This window comes from Parvularcula sp. IMCC14364, assembly GCF_030758415.1.
Taxonomy (GTDB): Bacteria; Pseudomonadota; Alphaproteobacteria; order Caulobacterales; family Parvularculaceae; genus Aquisalinus.
In genome coordinates this window covers 347,909-365,585 of sequence record NZ_CP132334.1, presented here as the reverse complement: position 1 = coordinate 365,585, position 17,677 = coordinate 347,909, and the positions used below count along the sequence as shown (strand labels likewise).

Here is a 17,677-nt window from a genome sequence, read left to right as displayed (position 1 = left end):
TTTATCTATCAACGGCTACCAGCGGCTATGCGCACACAAACTACAATTATTGCTAAAAACGAATATTCGATTCTACGCCCTTGACGGGAATAGCTAACGGGTTCTGGCTGATCATTTCTTTGGTGCGTGGATCGGGTTGAACTGTTGAACAGGTGCCTTTTTTGGAACATGGTTCTTATTCGGGACCGACCTCACAGAACCTCCCGCTCTCAACGGCGCTTCTGCTATGGCCCCTGGCCTTGCACATTACTGACGCAATGCGTGTTCAGGACGACGGCGCGGGTCAGCGCTCGGTCAGTTTGCACTCGATGCGGTGCCCGCCTAGCTTTTTGTGGCTTCTTTTGGCCAGCGGCGGTGGAACCAGAGCCATTGGCCGGGATTGTCGTGGATGATGTCACTAAGGGCATCATTGGTCAGGCGTGTCAGGTGTTCCGTATCCTGTTTTCCATTGTCCGTAGGCTGCGGCATGATCGGCTTGTGCACGCGGATCGTAAAGCGGGCCTCGCCTTTATGGCGGCGGATGGACAGCGGCACCACGGGGGTATTGAACTTCAACGCCATCTTTGCCGTGGCAAGGCCTGTCATGGCATCATGCCCGAGAAACGGCACGGGGATGCCTTCGTTCAATTTCTGGTCTATCAGCATACAGACCGACAACCCCTCCCCCAGAGAAGTGAGCAGACGGCGGCTGCCGCGCTTGTTCTTCGGGATCTGGTGGCGGGACATGACATCCGCCCGCAGGTTGATGATTTTCTCATCAATGACCGGGTTATTGGCTGAACGGAAGACGATGGCGCATTTCAACCCGGCACGATAAAGCGTGATCGGCATCACCTCCCAGTTGGCGATGTGGCCGGACATGAAAATGACGGGCTTGCCACTGTCGCGGATCTGTTCGAGGATTTCAGCATTTTCAACGGTGACCCGCGCCTCTTCCGTGAACGGCACAAACTCTTTCAGATGCGCATATTCGGCCACTGTGCGGCCAAGATTTTCCCATGCCTCACTGAGGATCGCGCGGTTCTGCGCGGTCGTGTTCCGGGGATAAACCAGGCGCAGATTGGCAAAGCCGCGCTTCTGGACGCCTGTGAACAGCGGCCCGATGCGACGCAACAGACCGCCCATGAAACCGGATGCCCGGTCCACCCCCAGAAGCCGGAAAAGCCGGAACATGATTTCCATGAGCCCTGCCTCAAACCGGTGCGCCAGGGTCACCTTCATATTGGCACGGCGCTCCGGCAGGTCCGCGCCCGCATCCCAGCGGGCAGGATCGTGGGGGTCATGGATGAAGCTGGCAGATGTTTCAGCCATTCAGAACAAATCCTCCAGAAGCGATGTCAGGGTAGCCTGTTTATCAACCTGCATCCGGACGGGCAATGTCTCGACCTCTGCCTGCAGATCTGTTGGCAGGCGGACATGATCCTTCTGCGTGGTGAGGAGCGTGGCCTGATGTTGCCCCGCCAGCGCGCGCAAGGCGGTAAGGTCTGCCTGTGTAAAGGCGTGATGGTCCGGAAAATCCCGGGTGGCGGCAAGGTCATAGCCCGCAGACCTGGCGGTGCGATAGAATTTCTCCGGACGGCCAATGCCGCAAAAGGCCACGACCCGGCGCCCGGGAGGATGGACGGGCGCGGCCTCAAGCCAGGCGCGCAGAACCGGCTTGCCTGCCGCGCGCCTGACCAGCGCATCCGGCACACTGGCGCTCTGGTCCGGCAGCACGAACACCACCGCCTGCGCGCGGCGGAGTGCAGCGGCAGGTTTTTCCCGCAAGGGGCCTGCCGGGAACACCTGACCATTGCCGAAGCCTGTTTCTGCATCGATCAGCAGAAAAGAGAGGTCCTTGTGCAGGGAGGGATTCTGGAAGCCATCATCCATGATAAGGCTGTCAGCACTGGTCTGTGCAAAGATCAGGCGCGCGCCTGCTGGCCTGTCTGCGGCCACGACCACCGGCCCCTGTTGGCGCAGGAGTTGCGCTTCATCGCCGCTTTGGGCGGCAGTATGTTGTGTGCCGAGCATGGTTGGCTGTCTCAGGCTGCCGCCGAACCCCCGCGTGAGAAAGGCCGGTTGCCTGTTCAGGTCCTGCAGCGTTTCTGCCAGCATCAGGGAAAAGGGCGTCTTGCCGACGCCGCCCATGCTGACATTGCCGACACAGATGACCGGCCCTGCGGCCCGGTATGGCGTGGCCGCGCTGATCTTCCGTGCTCCAATGAAACCATAGAGGGCGGCAACAGGCCAGAGCAGGCGTGCCGCCGGGTGACGGGCGCCATCGGGCTCCTGCCAGAATTTGGGCGGCGTCATCATCCCGGCTCGTGCGGTGCTGGCAAAACGGGCATGAGCGCCTCGACAATGTTGATGAGTACCTCCTCGGCATTATCTTCTGCCCAGTTGCGGGCCCGGTCCGCCATGGCGTCGCGCGTCATATCATCCGTCAGCAAGCGGACGAGCGCCGCGGCAAGGTCCCGCTCATTGCGCACCAGCGCCGTGCCGCCAGAGGCGCGCATGTCGCGATAGGTTTCAGTAAAGTTAAACGTATACGGACCATATAGAATGGCCGAGCGCAGGCGGGCAGGCTCCAGCGGGTTATGGCCGCCGGTTTCGACAATACTGCCGCCAACAAAGGCAACATCGCTGAGCCGGTAGAACAGGCCGAGCTCGCCCAGCGTGTCGGCCAGATAGACTTGCGTGTCAGCCGTGATGTCTTCGCCAGCGGCGCGGCGCGCCACACGCAGCCCGCGCGCGCGGATCAGGCCGGCAATTTCTTCGCCCCGCTCGGGATGGCGCGGCGCAATGATGGTCAACAGGTCAGGGAAGCGTTCCGACACCCGTGTATGGGCATCGAGCACATATTCCTCCTCACCGGGATGGGTACTGGCTGCGAGCCAGCGCGGGCGTGTCCTGACCTGTTCTTCGAGGGCCGAAAGGTCCGTCTGCGTGACCGGCAGGGCCGGTGCCGCCATTTTGAGATTGCCGAACATGGCAACATCGCCGTCGCTCAGCTCCGCCAGGCGTTCCTTGTTGGGCGTGTCCTGCGCCATGCGCACCTGAAAGGCAGACAAAAGCGCATGGATCGCGTCAGGCCGTTGCTTCCAGCTGTTATAGGATTTGGGAGAGATGCGGCCATTGACCAGCGCCATGGGAATGTCGCGCGCGGCTGTCATCTGAATGAGATTGGGCCAGAGTTCAGACTCCACAAACATCGCCGCATCCGGCTGCCAGTGATCGAGGAACCGCCGCACATAGGCGGGGTGATCGAGGGGGGAGAACTGGTGCGTTGCGTTGTCCGGCAGGCGCGTCGCCATCAACCGAGCCGAGGTGACGGTGCCGGAGGTGACGAGAAACTGCAAATCCCGGCGCAGGACAGACAGGCGCGCGACCAGCGGCAGGATCGACAGGCTTTCGCCAACACTGGCCCCGTGAATCCAGACCAGCGGACCATCCGGGCGGGCAATCGTGGCGATGCCACGACGCTCATTGACCCTGTCCGGGTCTTCCTTGCCGTGTTTCAGCCTGTGTTTCAGGGTCAGGTCTGCCAATGGCCCCATCATGCCGGAGGCCGCCCGGTATGTCCGCAGCGACAGCGCGTTCCGTGATTTGCGTTCGCTGGTCATGACGGGGATATGGTCTTTCTCTCCTCTGCGCCCGGCGCTGCCTGCACCTGTTGCAGGTCTGGTACCAGATGCCCCATGCGACGGTCAGCGGTGCTGGTCACGTCCCGCAGGGCCTGTTCAATCTGCTGACGGGCTTCTTCCTCATCGCCGGTCACGTCAATGGGCTTACCATAGACATAACAGCCGCGGGAGAAAGGCAGCGGCAGGTGAAACCTGTCCCAGGTGGAGAAGAAATGCGCCCGCTTGACCGCATAGGCCGCCGGATAGACCGGCACGCCGGAGAGTTTGGCCAACTGGACGATGCCGGCATGGCACTTTTCGCGCGGGCCGCGCGGGCCATCGGGGGTCAGGCCCACCCCCTCGCCCCGGCGCAAGGCCTTTAGCAGCGTGCGCAGGGCATTGGAGCCGCTCTTGTTCTTGGCCTTTTTGCGCGGATTGCGGGCCGAGCCACGGGCGAATGAAATGTCAAAGCCCTTCACCGCCCGGGCAATGAGCTCACCATCCCGGTGTTCGGAAATCATGAACCAGAAGCGCTTGGGGAACAGACGCCGCTGATCGACCATCATCAGGATGCGACTGTGCCAGAAGACCACAATCATGCCCTTGTCGCTGGTGCGGGCCTGCTCGAAATTCTCTTCGCCGATCACCTCCCAGCGCGTGGTCAGCCGGATCAGGCGGATCCAGGCCGGCACGATGATGCCCAGGCACCAGGCCAGGAAAGGGTTGGGTTTTGAAGACTTTATGGCCATGAAGGACGGGATACATGTAACTGGAATGGCCGCTTATAGACGCTTGCCGCCGCCCTGACAAAGCCCGATATGCGGTTACGGGCACGAATATGCGCCGGGGCTTGGCCGGGGGCCGGTGGGCCGGGCCTAGAGGTCGGGCTTGGGGCAAGGCTTAAGGCCAGACTTAAGATCGGGCGGCCAGTCAAGGATCAAGACTGAACAGCGGCTTGATCCGGGAAGTGGACGTTGACCGCCCGTGAGGAAGTTCCGAATATCGGACATTAGAGTTAGCGAGAATAACTGGCAAATACTCGCCAATAGCGGTCATCTCAGCCGAATTTGCGAGCGGCGAATCTGCCCCAGTTTCGAGCCGGTTGAAGCGCGCTCCCACGTGCTGGAATGCTAAAATTCAGTTTGTAGACGTTGTGCTTGGACCGCCCGCTCTTTGGCAGGGTGAAAACAGACCCTTGCAACACGGGCCTCAATCCCATAGCCGGGAAACGCCCTGCCACGCCTGCTCGGCCTTCACGCGCCACCATTTGGGGCTTTTTAAGCCGTGGCGATCACAAGGGTCGCGCAAGGGTGTGCCGTCGACGGACAATCCGCTGAGAATGGGCGACACCTCCGTATACTCCGGGCGCCCATTCAGTTCTTTGCGCTCACAGCCGAGCCGGAACATATCTTCCCGGCTCCAGGTGTAGGGACCTGCCATCGCATCCCAGAGCCGCGCGGTGTCATCATCAGAGGCGGTGACAATCCGGGTCCCGTCTAAGCTGAACGCCGCGTGAACGACATCGCCCCCGTGGCCCTCCAGCGGGATGATGAGCGCCCCCGTCTCGGCATCCCAGAGCCGCGCGGTGTCATCATCAGAGGCGGTGACAATCCGGGTCCCGTCAGAGCTGAACGCCGCGTGAACGACATCGCCCCCGTGGCCCTCCAGCGGGATGATGAGCGCCCCCGTCTCGGCATCCCAGAGCCGCGCGGTGTCATCCCTAGAAGCCGTGACAATCCGGGCCCCGTCCGGACTGAACGCCGCGTAAACGACTCGGGCCCCGTGGCCCTCCAGCGGGGTGATGAGCGCCCCCGTCTCGGCATCCCAGAGCCGCGCGGTGTCATCATGAGAGGCGGTGACAATCCGGGTCCCGTCAGAGCTGAACGCCGCGTGAACAACCCAGTTCCCGTGGCCCTCCAGCGGGGTGATCAGCGCCCCCGTCTCGGCATCCCAGAGCCGCGCTGTGTTATCATGAGAGGCGGTGACAATCCGGGTCCCGTCCGGGCTGAACGCCGCGTGAACAACCCAGTTCCCGTGGCCCTCCAGCGGGGTGATCAGCGCCCCCGTCTCGGCATCCCAGAGCCGCGCTGTGTTATCCCTAGAAGCCGTGACAATCCGGGTCCCGTCGGGGCTGAACGCCGCGTGAACAACCCAGTTCCCGTGGCCCTCCAGCACCAGATTTCGCCGAAAGGCCCGTCGAAACTGCGCCATCGCCTGGGTATCATCGGATTTGATGAGATTTGTGGGCGCCGCCAATCCGCCCAGGGCCCAAAGCATGGCTGCGTCGTAGCGGAAATTGTCGGAGAGCTGCGTCGCCTTCTCCGCGAAAAGGAGGGATCGGGCGTCAACGACGCTTTTGCTCTGCACCGTCGCCAGAACGGTTGCGATGGCCCCGATGGCGAACAACAGTGCACCGCCAGAGAACAGCGCCCGCGCCCGCCGCGCCTGTTGTCGGACCCTGATCCGCTCTCGGTTTTTGAGGACATCATAATCGACATCTAACAAACCACTGACGAGACGCAGGAGACTGTCTTCCTTGCCAAACTTCCGGACATCGGTGGGCAGCGGTTCGGCCGGTTCGTCAGAGAGCGTCCCGTCTTCCGCAAGGGTATATTTAAGAGCGTTTGGGAAACATTCCTCTGCTGGCTCAGCCGCATGGGGTTCGCCCTCGACGATGAGCGCAAAGACACGGTGGGGGCGACCCAGTTTCTTGAAATCATGGATTTCCTGGTTCACCCATTGGGACTTTGCCGAATTGGGCGAACATACCACGATGAGGACATCACTGTCCTGCAAGGCCGCGGTGATCTTGGCCCCCAAATCAGCATGGGTCCCCAGTTCATCATCATCCCGGAAGACTTTGCCCAGGCGTTTCGGGGTGACGCCAACAGCGGTTTCCTGACCGACCAATTCTTTGGGGACTTTGAAGGTTTCAAGGGCTTTATGGAGCCAGCGGCCCCATTTCTGATCCGCATGACTATAGCTGATGAAAGCCCGATATTTATAGTCCGACATAATGCGCCTTCCCCCAAAAGTCTGCAAGGGCAGGTTATCGTATCAGGTGCCAGAATCAAACTGAATGTCGCCTGCTTGGCCTAAAGGGTCATTCAGGGAGCAAACCTAATGTCGCATTAGGGCCAAGCATACCCGTTCAATGTGCCGTTCCTCAACGACCGTCCATGCCCGTATTCCTGACCAGCTGCCGGGCCCTTTATTCATCGTCGGGTTTATCGTCAGCCTTCATCGTCGCTGAATAGTCTCTGGCGGGGGGCGCTGGGGGCGAAACGTCCGCACGCGATCCACACGCCATCCACATACAACCCACACAGCATCCACTGGCTATCCACATTTTATCCACAGCCGGGGGTGGATAAGTCTCCCCTTCCCCCCGGCTTTCCCCCTCCCTTTCCCCCTGGCCTGTCGGGCAGTATCTGCATGGTTTGCATTTGCCCGCGGGGCGGCACATGGTGCGGCTGGTTCTTTGGCAGACACAGGTAGAAAGACAGTGCTCAACAGCGCAAACGACAACCCGCAGGAAGTGCGCCAGCCCGGCCTCGCAAGACGGCTCTGGCGGGACTATATGTCCGCCTATACGCCGCAATTGCTGGCCGCGTTCGGCTTCATGATATTGCTTGCGGCGGCCAGCGCGGCTTTCCCGCTGCTGACCGAATGGATTTTTGCCGGGTTCACCAGCGGCCGGGCCGCTGACGCCGGAGTTGGGGATGCCGGGGCCGGAGAGACGGATGGCACCCCCTCGGCCCTGCGCCAGGTCATGATTTTGGGGCCGGTGGCGATGCTTGCTGTGGGGATTGCCATGGCGGCGACCTCCTATCTTTATGCCATCATGAGCCAGACAGCGGCGGTCGGCACCCTGCGCGATTTGCAGAAGGCCATGTTCCAGAACTTCCTGACCTATGATTTTGCCCAGACCCGGGAGGACGGGGCCGGGCAGCTTGTCTCGCGCTTTACCAATGACACGACAATCCTGCGCGAAAGCCTGACCCGGGCGCCCAATTCGGTGCGCGATATTCTGCTTTTGCTGACCTATTGCGGGGTGATGATCTATACCGACTGGGTGCTGTTTCTGGTTGTGCTGCTGATTTACCCCACTGTCGGCCTGCCGGTGACGTGGCTGGGCAAATATCTGCGGCGGTTTGCGGCAAAGGTGCAGGACCAGATTGGCGACATGACCAGCCAGTTGACCGAGAGTATGCGCAGTGCACAGATGGTCAAGACCTATCGGCTGGAAGATTATGAGCAAAAGCGCGCAGATGAGTCCTTTGATGAACGGCGGCAGTTGCTGCTGAAGGTCGTGCGCACGCGCGCGGCCAATGAGCCGCTGATTACGCTGATCGGCTCTGTCGCGGTGGCCTTTATTGTCGGCATTGCGGCCTGGCGCATTTCGACCGGGCACCTGGAAACAGAAAGCCTGATTGCCTTCATCATTACCCTGACGCTTCTTTCGGCCCCCGCACGCGGCCTTGGCACCATCAACGCTGTGCTGCAGGAAGGCTTTGCTGCCCTGGAGCGGATTTTCTGGGTGATTGACCGGCAGCCGGAGATTACGCAGGCGGCGGATGCCAGGCCGGTTCGCGTTGAGGCCGGTCAGAAGGCCCTGCCCGTCTCCTTCCGGCAGGTCTCATTCTCCTATGGCGGGAGCGAACAGGCGCTGCGTGACTTCACGCTTGATATTGAAGCGGGCCAGACTGTCGCCCTGGTGGGCGAGTCAGGCGCTGGCAAATCCACCGTGTTCAACCTGCTGCCGCGCCTTTACGACTGCACAAGCGGTGACATTCTGGTCAATGGCCAGAATATCCGGGAACTGACGCTTTCTTCCCTGCGCGACCAGATTGCCCTGGTGACACAGGAAGCGATCCTGTTTGATGATACGATCAGCAACAATATCCTGTTCGGGCAGGAAGGGGCGCGTGCTGAAGATGTGATTGAAGCGGCCAATGCCGCCGCCGCTGATGAGTTCATTCGCGAGCTTGAAAAGGGCTATGAAACGCGGGTTGGCGATGCGGGCAACAACCTTTCCGGCGGGCAGCGCCAGCGCATTGCCCTTGCCCGTGCTTTCCTGAAGGACGCGCCGATCCTGCTGCTGGATGAGGCAACATCGGCGCTGGATGCAGAATCAGAGCGCAAGGTACAGGACGCGCTGGCACGCCTTTCCGCCGGCAGAACAACCATTGTCATCGCGCACCGGCTGTCCACCATCCGCAAGGCGGACATGATCGCCGTGATGGACAAGGGCCGGATTGTCGAACTGGGCAACCACGAACAACTCCTGTCCAATGGCGGCATTTATGCACGGCTCTCTGCCCTGCAATTTACGGATGGGTGAGTGCGGCTCTGCGCAGCAGTTCTTCAGCACAACGTTATTCAGCGCAAGGTCGGTTGGTGACGATATTGACCCCGGCTGATGCGGCAGTGCAGGCGTTGCTGTAGGTTTTGCCATCGCAGCCACAGACCGGGCGATACTCCCGGGTGCAGAATTGTGGGCGCGCGGTGCAAGTGCCTGCCATATCCGTGACGCGGCACTGGCCCACCGGCATGGCGCAATAGTCACCCTTCTGAGCACATTGCAGACCGGCGATGCCTGCGCAGGACTGGCCTGTATCTGAAAGCCGGTCACTGTTCAGGGCGTCCCGGTGACGATCGCTCATACAGGCAGATGAGAGCAGCAATACCGAAAGCAGCAAAAAGATGCGGCGCATTCGGATTATCCTTCGTCAGCCATATCAGGCACCACGAGCTGCGCATCCAGCAGACGATCACGCCATTTGAGGCTCCAGTGCATATGCGGGCCGGTGGCACGGCCGGTGGCCCCGATCGCGCCGATGATGTCGCCCTTGCTGACGCGCTGGCCGGCTTCCACATCTACACGCGACATATGCATCAGGGCACTTTCCAGCCCCTGACCATGGTCGATAAAGACAAGTCCGCCCTCAAAATACATGTCATCTTCCGCCAGCGTGATGATGCCATCTGCGGGCGCGCGCAGATCCGTGCCGGTGGGCGCGGCAACATCCACACCGGAATGGAAGCGCCGGGGCACCCCGTTGAGAATGCGCTGCGAGCCGAAGACGCCGCTGATACGGCCTTTGACCGGCCAGTCAAACCCACTGGTCCAGTCAGCCTGTTTCTGCATGTTGGCGCGGGCGGATTTTTTCAATTCGATACCACGGACAATCTTCTGCTCTTCCTCCGGGGTGAACGCGTTCACCTTGTTGTCCGGCAGGCCGTCTATGCGCTCGATCTTGAACTCGCGCGGTTCAATGTTCAGGGTTTGCGGCGCCAGAATAGTACCATCAGCATACGTGATACGCAAAATGGCCGTCTCCGGATGGTCCCGGTTGAAGCCGAAAATAAAGCGGCCCTCACCGTCCACATCCAGGGTCATGTCATCCAGCATCACCGTTGAGCCGGGCTGTGTCTGACCAATGATCAGGCCGCCCTGCGCAAAATCACCTGCCAAGGTGGGCGGCGTGATGCCGCCATCGGGCCGGATCTCACTGGTGTCGAGCTGGGCGACTTTCATCTCCATGGACAGGGAGGCAGAGCCCAGCGCCTGTGTGGAACTGGCAAGGCCAGCCTCGCGCATCAGGTCTTTCATGCTGGCGGCCGAACTGGTGACCTTGGCCTCTTCTCCCGGTGTCGCAGCGGCGGGTGTGCCAGCCAGCGCCAGAGCGGAGAAGGCTGCAGCCAGCAGCAAGGCATGACGACGAGCGGATATTTGTTCAGGGAACATGCGTATAAAGGACATGCGTTTTCCTTCTCTCAGCTTTTCAGTTTGCCATCGGCATACATGGCTTCTGCAGCAATATGTGCGTTCAGATAGGCTTCCTGCCGGTCCACGCTCCAGTAGCGCAGGGATTCCAGCGGAATCTGCTTGCCGGTGACGGCGCAGAGGACAAAACTGCCATGTTCAATGATGGCAAATTCACCATCAAGATATTCCAGGACAGCCTTGCCGCTGCCAAATGAGTCTAACGGGTTCATGCCCATATCCTAGCGCCGCTTGTGTGAAAAAGCGAGTATCTGCGGGTTACGTTGCTGTCAGAGGAGGCGAAAATGCCGCAATTTCTGCGCGATTAACGGTTTTACCACCTAATCGTCGTAGAAAGTCTGCAATCCTCCCTCCTAACGGTTCAGGTGCAGAACATGACAGAAGAAAACCAGAAACAGAACAGCAAGGCGACCAAAGAGTACAAAAAGGCGTCTGAAATCGCTGAAAAAGCCTTCACCTATATCGAAGAACACCAGACGCCAGCTTATCCAAGCACTTATGCTTTCTGGTACAGCTATGCCGCGCGTTCTGATGAAGACATGGTCCGCACGGTTGATGAAACACTCGAAAAGACGGGCAGTCTGAGTGTTTATGACATCAACCAGCTGCACGATAAATTCCTTTCCGCTGACGAAGCGGAAAAGCGCCAAAGCGAAAAAATCGGCAATGATTTTGAAAAAGAGATGGTCAGCGTCATGCGGCTGGTGCAGCAGGGCATGAGCAGCAGCGACAGCTATTGCAGCTCACTAGATGCTGCACAGGAGCAACTGCCTGATGCAGTCTCTCCGGACAAGATTGCTGAAATTGTCACGTCCCTGATCGCCCAGAACCAGGAAATGAGAGAGATGACGGAAACCCTGAATTCAGGGTTGCAGAAATCCCAGTCACAGATTCATGAACTGAATGCCCAGTTGGCCAAGGCCCGCGACGAAAGCATGCGCGATGGCCTGACCAAACTGGCCAATCGCCGCAGTTTCGATATCAGTCTTGCCCGCGAAATCGCGACGGCCCGCGAGAACGGCACAGACCTGACACTGGTGCTGGCCGACATCGATCATTTCAAGCGTGTCAACGACACCTATGGTCACCAGGTTGGTGACGGTATCCTGCAGACATTCGCCTCCCTGATTTCCAATAACGTCAAAGGACGCGACATTGCTGCGCGTTATGGCGGGGAAGAATTTGCGCTGATCCTGCCACAGACGAATATGCAGTCTGCGTTCCATCTGGTGGAGAAGATCCGCAAGGACCTTGAGTCTTCCAAGCTGGTCATCAAGAGCACCGGGCAATGCGTCGGCAAGGTGACGTCATCTTTCGGCATGAGCATGTTGCAGGATGGCTTTGAAGCAGAAACGCTGATCCAGCGCGCTGATGCAAAACTCTATGACGCCAAGAATAATGGCCGTAACCGCATCGAGATGGATTCACGCAAGTCAGAAGCGGCCTGAAGCCAGACCACCACCTGACCTGTACAGATTAAAAATGCTGCCCGTAGCCTGATGCGCGACGGGCAGCTTTTTAATATCCGGCATCCGGGCAGAGACTGGCGCGCGGCGCTCTCTTTTTTTGCGCCCGGGATGAATTGGAAAATTGCTCGAGGTCAACCGGTGGCGCGTAAGGGTTGTTCCGGGTGCTGTACATAAAACTCGTTTGGCAGAACGGCCGTGAAGCGGGAGCCTTTGCCTGGAGCGCTTTCCACATCCAGGTGTCCGCCGGCGGAGGCCAGAAACTCGCGACTGAGCATCAGGCCGATGCCGAGACCGCCGTCAAAATCCGCCCCCGGCGTATAACCGTTCCGGCCAAGAATATCGGCGACCAGCTCCGGCGCCATGCCAATGCCGGTGTCTTCAACGCTGATGCGCAAGGTGTCGCCATGCCGACAGGCGCTGAGGGTGATCTGCCCCTCCTCGGTAAACTTGATGGCATTCTTGATGAGATTGACCAGCACCTGACGCAGGCGCAACTTGTCGCCCTTATACTGACAGTCAAGCGCAGATGGCAGGGCCAGGACAAGCTCCAGCCCCTTATGCGCTGCGTGTTCGCGGAACAGGCAGACAAGCTCTTCCAGCACGGATCCGACATCGAATATTTCCTGTTGCAGGGAGAGCTGGTTCTTGCTGACCCGGACATATTCGGAAATATTGTTGATGGCATCCAGCACATGGGTGATGGCAATGGTCGAGATACGGGCATTGGACTTGATTTCGTCAATGTCGTCCAGGAGCGCGATATTGGCCTGAAGCGTCTTTGCCGCCTGAAGGGGGCTGGACAGTTCATGGCTCATATACTGGAAAAATCGCGTATTGGTCTTGTCTGCCAATTCAATGGCAGACTGGAGATTACCCATTTCGTGAATGACCGTGTTGACCTCATTGAGATATTTCAGTGTGGTGAACAACAGATCAGCGCGCACCTGCTTGCTGCCAAAAACTTCCGACATTGGCAGTTTTTCCGTGCAGCGCGCTGCTTCGGGTGTCTCTGGGTCGGTGATCCTGATGACAGGCAACAAACGCCCGGTAATTTTCCTGTGGGATGAAACGCATTGATGCAAGGAAACGTCATCGTCGATGATGAAACTGTCTACGTCTGCTGGGCAGCCGGTATCCAGGAAGGCGTCAAACGTGGGATAGACCTCATGGGCATAGCGCGACGGGTCCGCTTCCTGAAAAACGGATGCAAGGCGTGCTCTGAGCCATTCATGATGGGCAATGATGACTACCAGCTGCGGTTTTCCCCCGGCGGTCAACGCGTCTCTCCTCTTTAATACGACCCATAGTTGCAAATTCGATTTAACGAATTGTTACAAAGGCAAAAAATTAACGGACAGGGCTGTTGCCGTTGGGTTTGCGGCCATTATGGTAAACGGTTGCTAACCCAAAGGTTGCAACCAAGAAAACGTCAGGCCGAAGAGCGATCCTTTAACGCGGCGATCGCCAGCAGTTCATCATCCTGCTTTTCCGCCTCCTGCAGGGCTGCCTGTCGTTGCGCGTGGGCGCGCATCATCTCAAGGCCGGTCACGCGCTTGAGGTCCTTGCGCAGCGCCTGTTGCAACTCCGCGACAATCTGGTCCAGCGAGGCTGCCTGCTGTCGCAGCTGCGCAGCCTTCGCCCGCTGCGCACAAAGCCATTTTTCAAGGGCAAGGGCATCCTGCAGGCTTTCCCCTGGCAGCGTATCCAGCGCTTCTTTTTCACACGTATCCGCCTGATCGCGCAGGCGCTGCTGATCCTGCCGGATACGTTGCAGGGACTGCTCCTTCTGCTGATATTGCAGATCGACCAGCCGGGCGATTTTCTCAAAATCGAGCGCCATCCTACCAGCTCCGCTTGCGCAGTTCGTCGGCGAAATGGATCGCCGCCGCGACGGCTGCATAATGCTCCGGCCGGATCGGATCGCCCACTTCCACCGTAGCATAGAGCGAGCGGGCGCATGGCGGGTCTGGGCGGATCGGTATATCGGCAATGGCAGCCCGCTCCCGGATGCGGAAGGCCAGTTCGTCGACCCCCTTGGCCACACAGATGGGCACCTGCCCTTCTGCGCGATCCCATTTCAGGGCAATCGAATAGTGTTCCGGGTTGGTGATGATGACATCAGCCTTGGCCACATCATTGAGCATGGTGTTGGTCGCCAGCGCTTCGGCCCGGCGACGGCGCGATTGCTTCTGGTGCGGATCACCTTCGTTTTCCTTATTCTCCTGGCGCATCTCCTGCAACGTCATGCGCAGTTTCTTGGCATGGGAGAAGCGCACCCAGGGCAGGTCTATCGCCGTAATGGCCGCAGACATGAGGGTGACGAAAATCAGCAAGGTGACTGTCCGTGAGCGCATTTCATTTGGCAGCACTGTTTCTGGCAGAAGGCTGAGCTGCGGCAACTCGTAATATTGCTGCCAGAGGAAAATCCCGGCGATCACTGTAATCGCCATCATCTTGGCGAAACTCTTGGCAAACTCCATCAGGCCGTCAGGGCCGTATTTCTGTTTTGCATTGGAAATCAGCGATATTTTTGACGGCTTGGGTTTGATCTTGGATGGCGCAAAGACAATCGCCTGTTGCGAGATGAGCGCAACGAGCACAAAGGCGGCGGGAATCAGGATCATTGGCAGGATGGCAAGACTGATGCCCATCATCGTCTCCCCCAACAGGCGTCGATCACTGCTGAAAAGGAAGGACTCTGACAGTTCTTCCGGCCGGGACAGCATGATGCCCAACTGCTCGGCCGTGCCGATAATCGCCGGGCCGCCAGCAAGGGAGATCGCAACGAGCATACCGATATAAAGGAGTGTGGTGGTCAGTTCGCGCGATTGCGGGACATTCCCCTGTTCGCGTGCCTTGCGGATTTTCGTTTCCGAGGCATCAAACGACTTTTCCTGGCCATCATTCTGCTGGTCTTCGGACATGGCCTACCCCACCCCGAACTCGCTGAAGACCATATTGAAGCTGGTGACCCAGGCCATCAGCATGGCAGCGACAGAAATTGCCAGAAGCACAAGACTTGCGCCGGTGATGGCAGGCAAGCCGACGAAAGAAACCATGAGCTGCGGCATGGCGCGGTTCACCACGCCCAGCACCACATTGTAGATGAAGTTGAGCACCACGAACGGCAGTGACAGGGAGAGGGCAAACTCAAACGCATAGGCCGCCTTGCCCGATGCCCAATAGGCCAGTTGCTCAAGGTCCGGATACGTGCCCATGGGGAATGTCTCATAGGATACCAGAAGAAGGCGGATCGCCTCGACATGGAAATCCAGTGTCAGCAGGATTGTGGTGCCGGCAACCATCAGCAACAGCGAGACGGTCGGGTTTGGCTCTTCCGTCAGGATATTCCCGAAAATCTGCGACAGGGACATCGCCTGCGCAATGATCGTCCCGGCGATCTGCAGGACAAAGACCATCAATCTGAGCGAGAAACCCAGGACAAAGCCGTAAATGGCTTCAATGAACATCAGTGAGACGAGAGCGGAAACGCTGCCGGTGGTTGCCGGGAAATCATCGACCATGAAGGGAACCAACAGCCATGTGATGACAAGGGCAACGATGATCCGCATCCGGACAGGGATAGTGCCCTCCCCCAGACCCGGCAACAGAAAGGCGAGCATCGACAGGCGCACGAACATGGCAGCGACGGCAAACAGATATGGTTCAAACGGGGCAATGACCTGTGCCAGAGACTGGAAAATATCCATGCCCCCACCCCTTTAGGCTACGCCGACGATGGACGGCTGTTCGTTTGAAGCAATTTCCTCATAGGAAATTACCGGATTGCGGATGCCCTTGGCGGAGAGCACCGTCTTGAGAAAACGCCGCCGTCTGGCGCTTGAGGCGATCGCCGCATAGACACCACGTGCTGCCGCCGTATTCAGCTTGTCCTGTATGGAAGAGGCAAGGCGGTTGAATTCTTTGGGTGGCAGGGCAATATCGGCCTGCCCGCCTTCACTCACGCGCTCATGCTGGCTGAAAAGCTGCTCCCATTCCGGCCCGAGCTGCACAAGGGGCAGTTTCCCCTTGTCATCGCGCAGTTTGTGCACAAACTGATAACTGAGGCGCTGGCGCACATATTCTGCAATCTGCTCTGTAGACGACAACGTGCCTTTGACCTCGGCAACAGTTTCCAGAATGACCGGCAGGTTCCTGATCGAGACCCGCTCTTCCAGCAAGGCGCGCAACACGGACTGCAACAGTTCCAGCGGCACTTTTTCGGGGATGAATTCATCCATGATACGCTTGTTGGACGCGCCCCGCTCCTCATTGGTCAGGCAGGTGAAGGCTTCCAGAATGTCGCGCAAGGCACGCCGGGTCATCAGTTTGGGAAAATTGGCCTGAATGGTTTCCATGACATGGGTGGCCATCACCTCCGGTGCTTCAATGGTGGGCAGGCCGTGCATCATCAGTTCATCCTGATGCGCCTTGCCAACCCAGCGGGCTGAGGCACCATACACCGGCTCCCGGACTTTCTCGCCAGGAATTTCCGGGTGGGCATTTTCTTCCATGAGGGCCAGCACATGACCGGGTTTGAGCTTGCTGCGGGCGATTTCCGCTCCCTGAATTTTAATGCGGTAAGTCTCCGTGGGCATGACCGTCGTGTCGGTGAGGCGAATGGCGGGGACCACAAAGCCGTATTCCTGGGCAATGAATTTGCGGATTTTCTCAATACGCTGATCGAAGCCGATTTCCGGGTCCATGGCGATGGGCACCAGTTCCTTGGAGAGTTCGATATGGATTTCATCCACATCGAGAAGGTCACCAATAACGGGCTTGGCATCTGCTTCTTCTACCGGCTGCGCCAGACGCTCCGCCTTCGCCGCTTCCTCTTTCTTGAATTGCCACGATCGCCAGGCCAGCCAGCCCATCACCCCCGACCCAAGCAGAAAGGGCAACAATGGCAGGCCGGGGAACAGGGCAAACACAGCCAGTATCGTCGCAACGGTCGCCAGGGCAGACGGATGTTTGCCAAGCTGCTGCACCAGCGCCAGATCGACAGCGCCCTCGCCGCGTCCTTTTGACAGCAGCAGGGCGGCAGAAACAGAAATGATCACGGCGGGAATCTGTGAAACGAGACCATCGCCCACGGTCAGAATGGAATAGTTCTGGGCGGCTTCTGCGAAGGTCAGGTTGTGGACGCCAAGGCCGATGGCCATGCCCGCGATGAGATTGAGCAGGGTAATCAACAGGCCCGCAACCGCGTCACCCTTGACGAATTTTGAAACACCATCAAGGGAGCCGAGGAAGGATGTTTCTTCCTGCTCCTGATCCCGGCGACGGCGCGCTTCTTCATGGCTGATCGCGCCAGCGGCCACATCTGAGTCAATGGCAAGCTGTTTGCCCGGCATCGCATCAAGAGCGAAACGTGCGCCAACTTCAGCCATCCGGCCTGCACCGCGCGTGATGACAAGGAAGTTGACAATAATCAGAACACTGAAAACAATCAGGCCAAGCCAGATATTGCCGCCCATGATAAACATGGCAATACCTTCGATCACACCGCCCGCGGCGCCAGACCCCGTATGCCCCTCACCGATAATCAGCTTGGTCGATGAGATGTTCAGGGAGAGGCGCAACAACAAAGATGCCAGCAGCACACTGGGGAAGGAGGAGAAGTCCAGCGGTTTTTCGATGAAAAGCGTGATCGTGAAAATCAGGATTGCAAAGGCGAACGAAATCATCAGCCCCATATCCAGCACAATCGCCGGGACAGGCAGAATCATCATGGCAATGATGACCATCAGCGCCAGTGCCAGCAGCACCGTCGGCTGATAGAGAGAACTCATCTTGAATTCAGGCATCCGCCA

Annotated in this window: 15 protein-coding genes; 2 read left to right on the top strand and 13 right to left on the bottom strand. The window is 58.8% G+C overall.

Translation table 11 applies throughout. The annotated features are described in order from the left end of the window. Positions 1–321 precede the first annotated feature (321 nt). The 5 genes from RAL90_RS01740 to RAL90_RS01720 all read right to left on the bottom strand — a co-directional run bounded on the left by RAL90_RS01740 (position 322) and on the right by RAL90_RS01720 (position 6,620). Complete coding sequence (locus RAL90_RS01740; RefSeq protein WP_306252812.1) at positions 322–1,311, bottom strand: lysophospholipid acyltransferase family protein; 990 nt, start codon at positions 1,309–1,311, stop codon at positions 322–324. After that, positions 1,312–2,298 carry a tetraacyldisaccharide 4'-kinase gene (lpxK, locus tag RAL90_RS01735; protein ID WP_306252811.1) on the bottom strand — a complete coding sequence of 329 codons (987 nt, stop codon included), beginning with the start codon at positions 2,296–2,298 and terminating at the stop codon, positions 1,312–1,314. Further along, a complete protein-coding gene (locus RAL90_RS01730) occupies positions 2,295–3,605 on the bottom strand; it encodes a 3-deoxy-D-manno-octulosonic acid transferase (RefSeq protein WP_306252810.1) in 1,311 nt (436 codons plus the stop codon). The genes lpxK and RAL90_RS01730 overlap by 4 nt, the downstream gene beginning before the upstream one ends. Further along, positions 3,602–4,354, bottom strand: a complete 753-nt coding sequence (locus RAL90_RS01725) for a lysophospholipid acyltransferase family protein (protein WP_306252809.1) — start codon at positions 4,352–4,354, stop codon at positions 3,602–3,604. The genes RAL90_RS01730 and RAL90_RS01725 overlap by 4 nt, the downstream gene beginning before the upstream one ends. 460 nt (positions 4,355–4,814) lie before the next feature. After that, entirely contained in the window at positions 4,815–6,620 is a 1,806-nt protein-coding gene (locus RAL90_RS01720) for a TIR domain-containing protein (protein WP_306252808.1), read from the bottom strand. Between the two features lie 490 nt (positions 6,621–7,110). Here RAL90_RS01720 and RAL90_RS01715 point away from each other — a divergent pair, with 490 nt between their 5' ends. Next, a complete protein-coding gene (locus RAL90_RS01715; RefSeq protein ID WP_306252807.1) occupies positions 7,111–8,949 on the top strand; it encodes an ABC transporter ATP-binding protein in 1,839 nt (612 codons plus the stop codon). A gap of 34 nt (positions 8,950–8,983) precedes the next feature. Here the strand turns inward: RAL90_RS01715 and RAL90_RS01710 are convergent, their stop codons facing one another. From RAL90_RS01710 to RAL90_RS01700, 3 genes are read right to left on the bottom strand one after another with little or no spacing between them, the layout of a single operon-like run. After that, positions 8,984–9,322, bottom strand: coding sequence for a Kazal-type serine protease inhibitor family protein (locus tag RAL90_RS01710; RefSeq protein ID WP_306252806.1), 339 nt, complete (start codon positions 9,320–9,322; stop codon positions 8,984–8,986). A 5-nt stretch (positions 9,323–9,327) separates the two neighbouring features. Then, positions 9,328–10,371 (bottom strand): M23 family metallopeptidase, encoded by a 1,044-nt coding sequence (locus RAL90_RS01705; RefSeq protein ID WP_306252805.1) that lies wholly within the window; start codon positions 10,369–10,371, stop codon positions 9,328–9,330. Between the two features lie 14 nt (positions 10,372–10,385). Continuing rightward, on the bottom strand, positions 10,386–10,607 hold the full coding sequence (locus RAL90_RS01700) for a DUF2093 domain-containing protein (RefSeq protein WP_306252804.1): 222 nt from the start codon (positions 10,605–10,607) through the stop codon (positions 10,386–10,388). A gap of 162 nt (positions 10,608–10,769) precedes the next feature. Here RAL90_RS01700 and RAL90_RS01695 point away from each other — a divergent pair, with 162 nt between their 5' ends. After that, complete coding sequence (locus RAL90_RS01695; RefSeq protein WP_306252803.1) at positions 10,770–11,843, top strand: GGDEF domain-containing protein; 1,074 nt, start codon at positions 10,770–10,772, stop codon at positions 11,841–11,843. Between the two features lie 152 nt (positions 11,844–11,995). Here the strand turns inward: RAL90_RS01695 and RAL90_RS01690 are convergent, their stop codons facing one another. The 5 genes from RAL90_RS01690 to flhA all read right to left on the bottom strand — a co-directional run bounded on the left by RAL90_RS01690 (position 11,996) and on the right by flhA (position 17,671). After that, on the bottom strand, positions 11,996–13,141 hold the full coding sequence (locus tag RAL90_RS01690) for a HAMP domain-containing sensor histidine kinase (RefSeq protein ID WP_306252802.1): 1,146 nt from the start codon (positions 13,139–13,141) through the stop codon (positions 11,996–11,998). Between the two features lie 152 nt (positions 13,142–13,293). After that, on the bottom strand, positions 13,294–13,704 hold the full coding sequence (locus RAL90_RS01685) for a hypothetical protein (RefSeq protein ID WP_306252801.1): 411 nt from the start codon (positions 13,702–13,704) through the stop codon (positions 13,294–13,296). Between the two features lies 1 nt (position 13,705). Continuing rightward, positions 13,706–14,788, bottom strand: a complete 1,083-nt coding sequence (gene flhB / locus RAL90_RS01680; protein WP_306252800.1) for a flagellar type III secretion system protein FlhB — start codon at positions 14,786–14,788, stop codon at positions 13,706–13,708. Between the two features lie 3 nt (positions 14,789–14,791). Beyond that, positions 14,792–15,574 (bottom strand): flagellar biosynthetic protein FliR, encoded by a 783-nt coding sequence (locus tag RAL90_RS01675; RefSeq protein ID WP_306252799.1) that lies wholly within the window; start codon positions 15,572–15,574, stop codon positions 14,792–14,794. Between the two features lie 12 nt (positions 15,575–15,586). Continuing rightward, positions 15,587–17,671, bottom strand: coding sequence for a flagellar biosynthesis protein FlhA (gene flhA, locus RAL90_RS01670; RefSeq protein WP_306252798.1), 2,085 nt, complete (start codon positions 17,669–17,671; stop codon positions 15,587–15,589). Between the last annotated feature and the right edge of the window lie 6 nt (positions 17,672–17,677).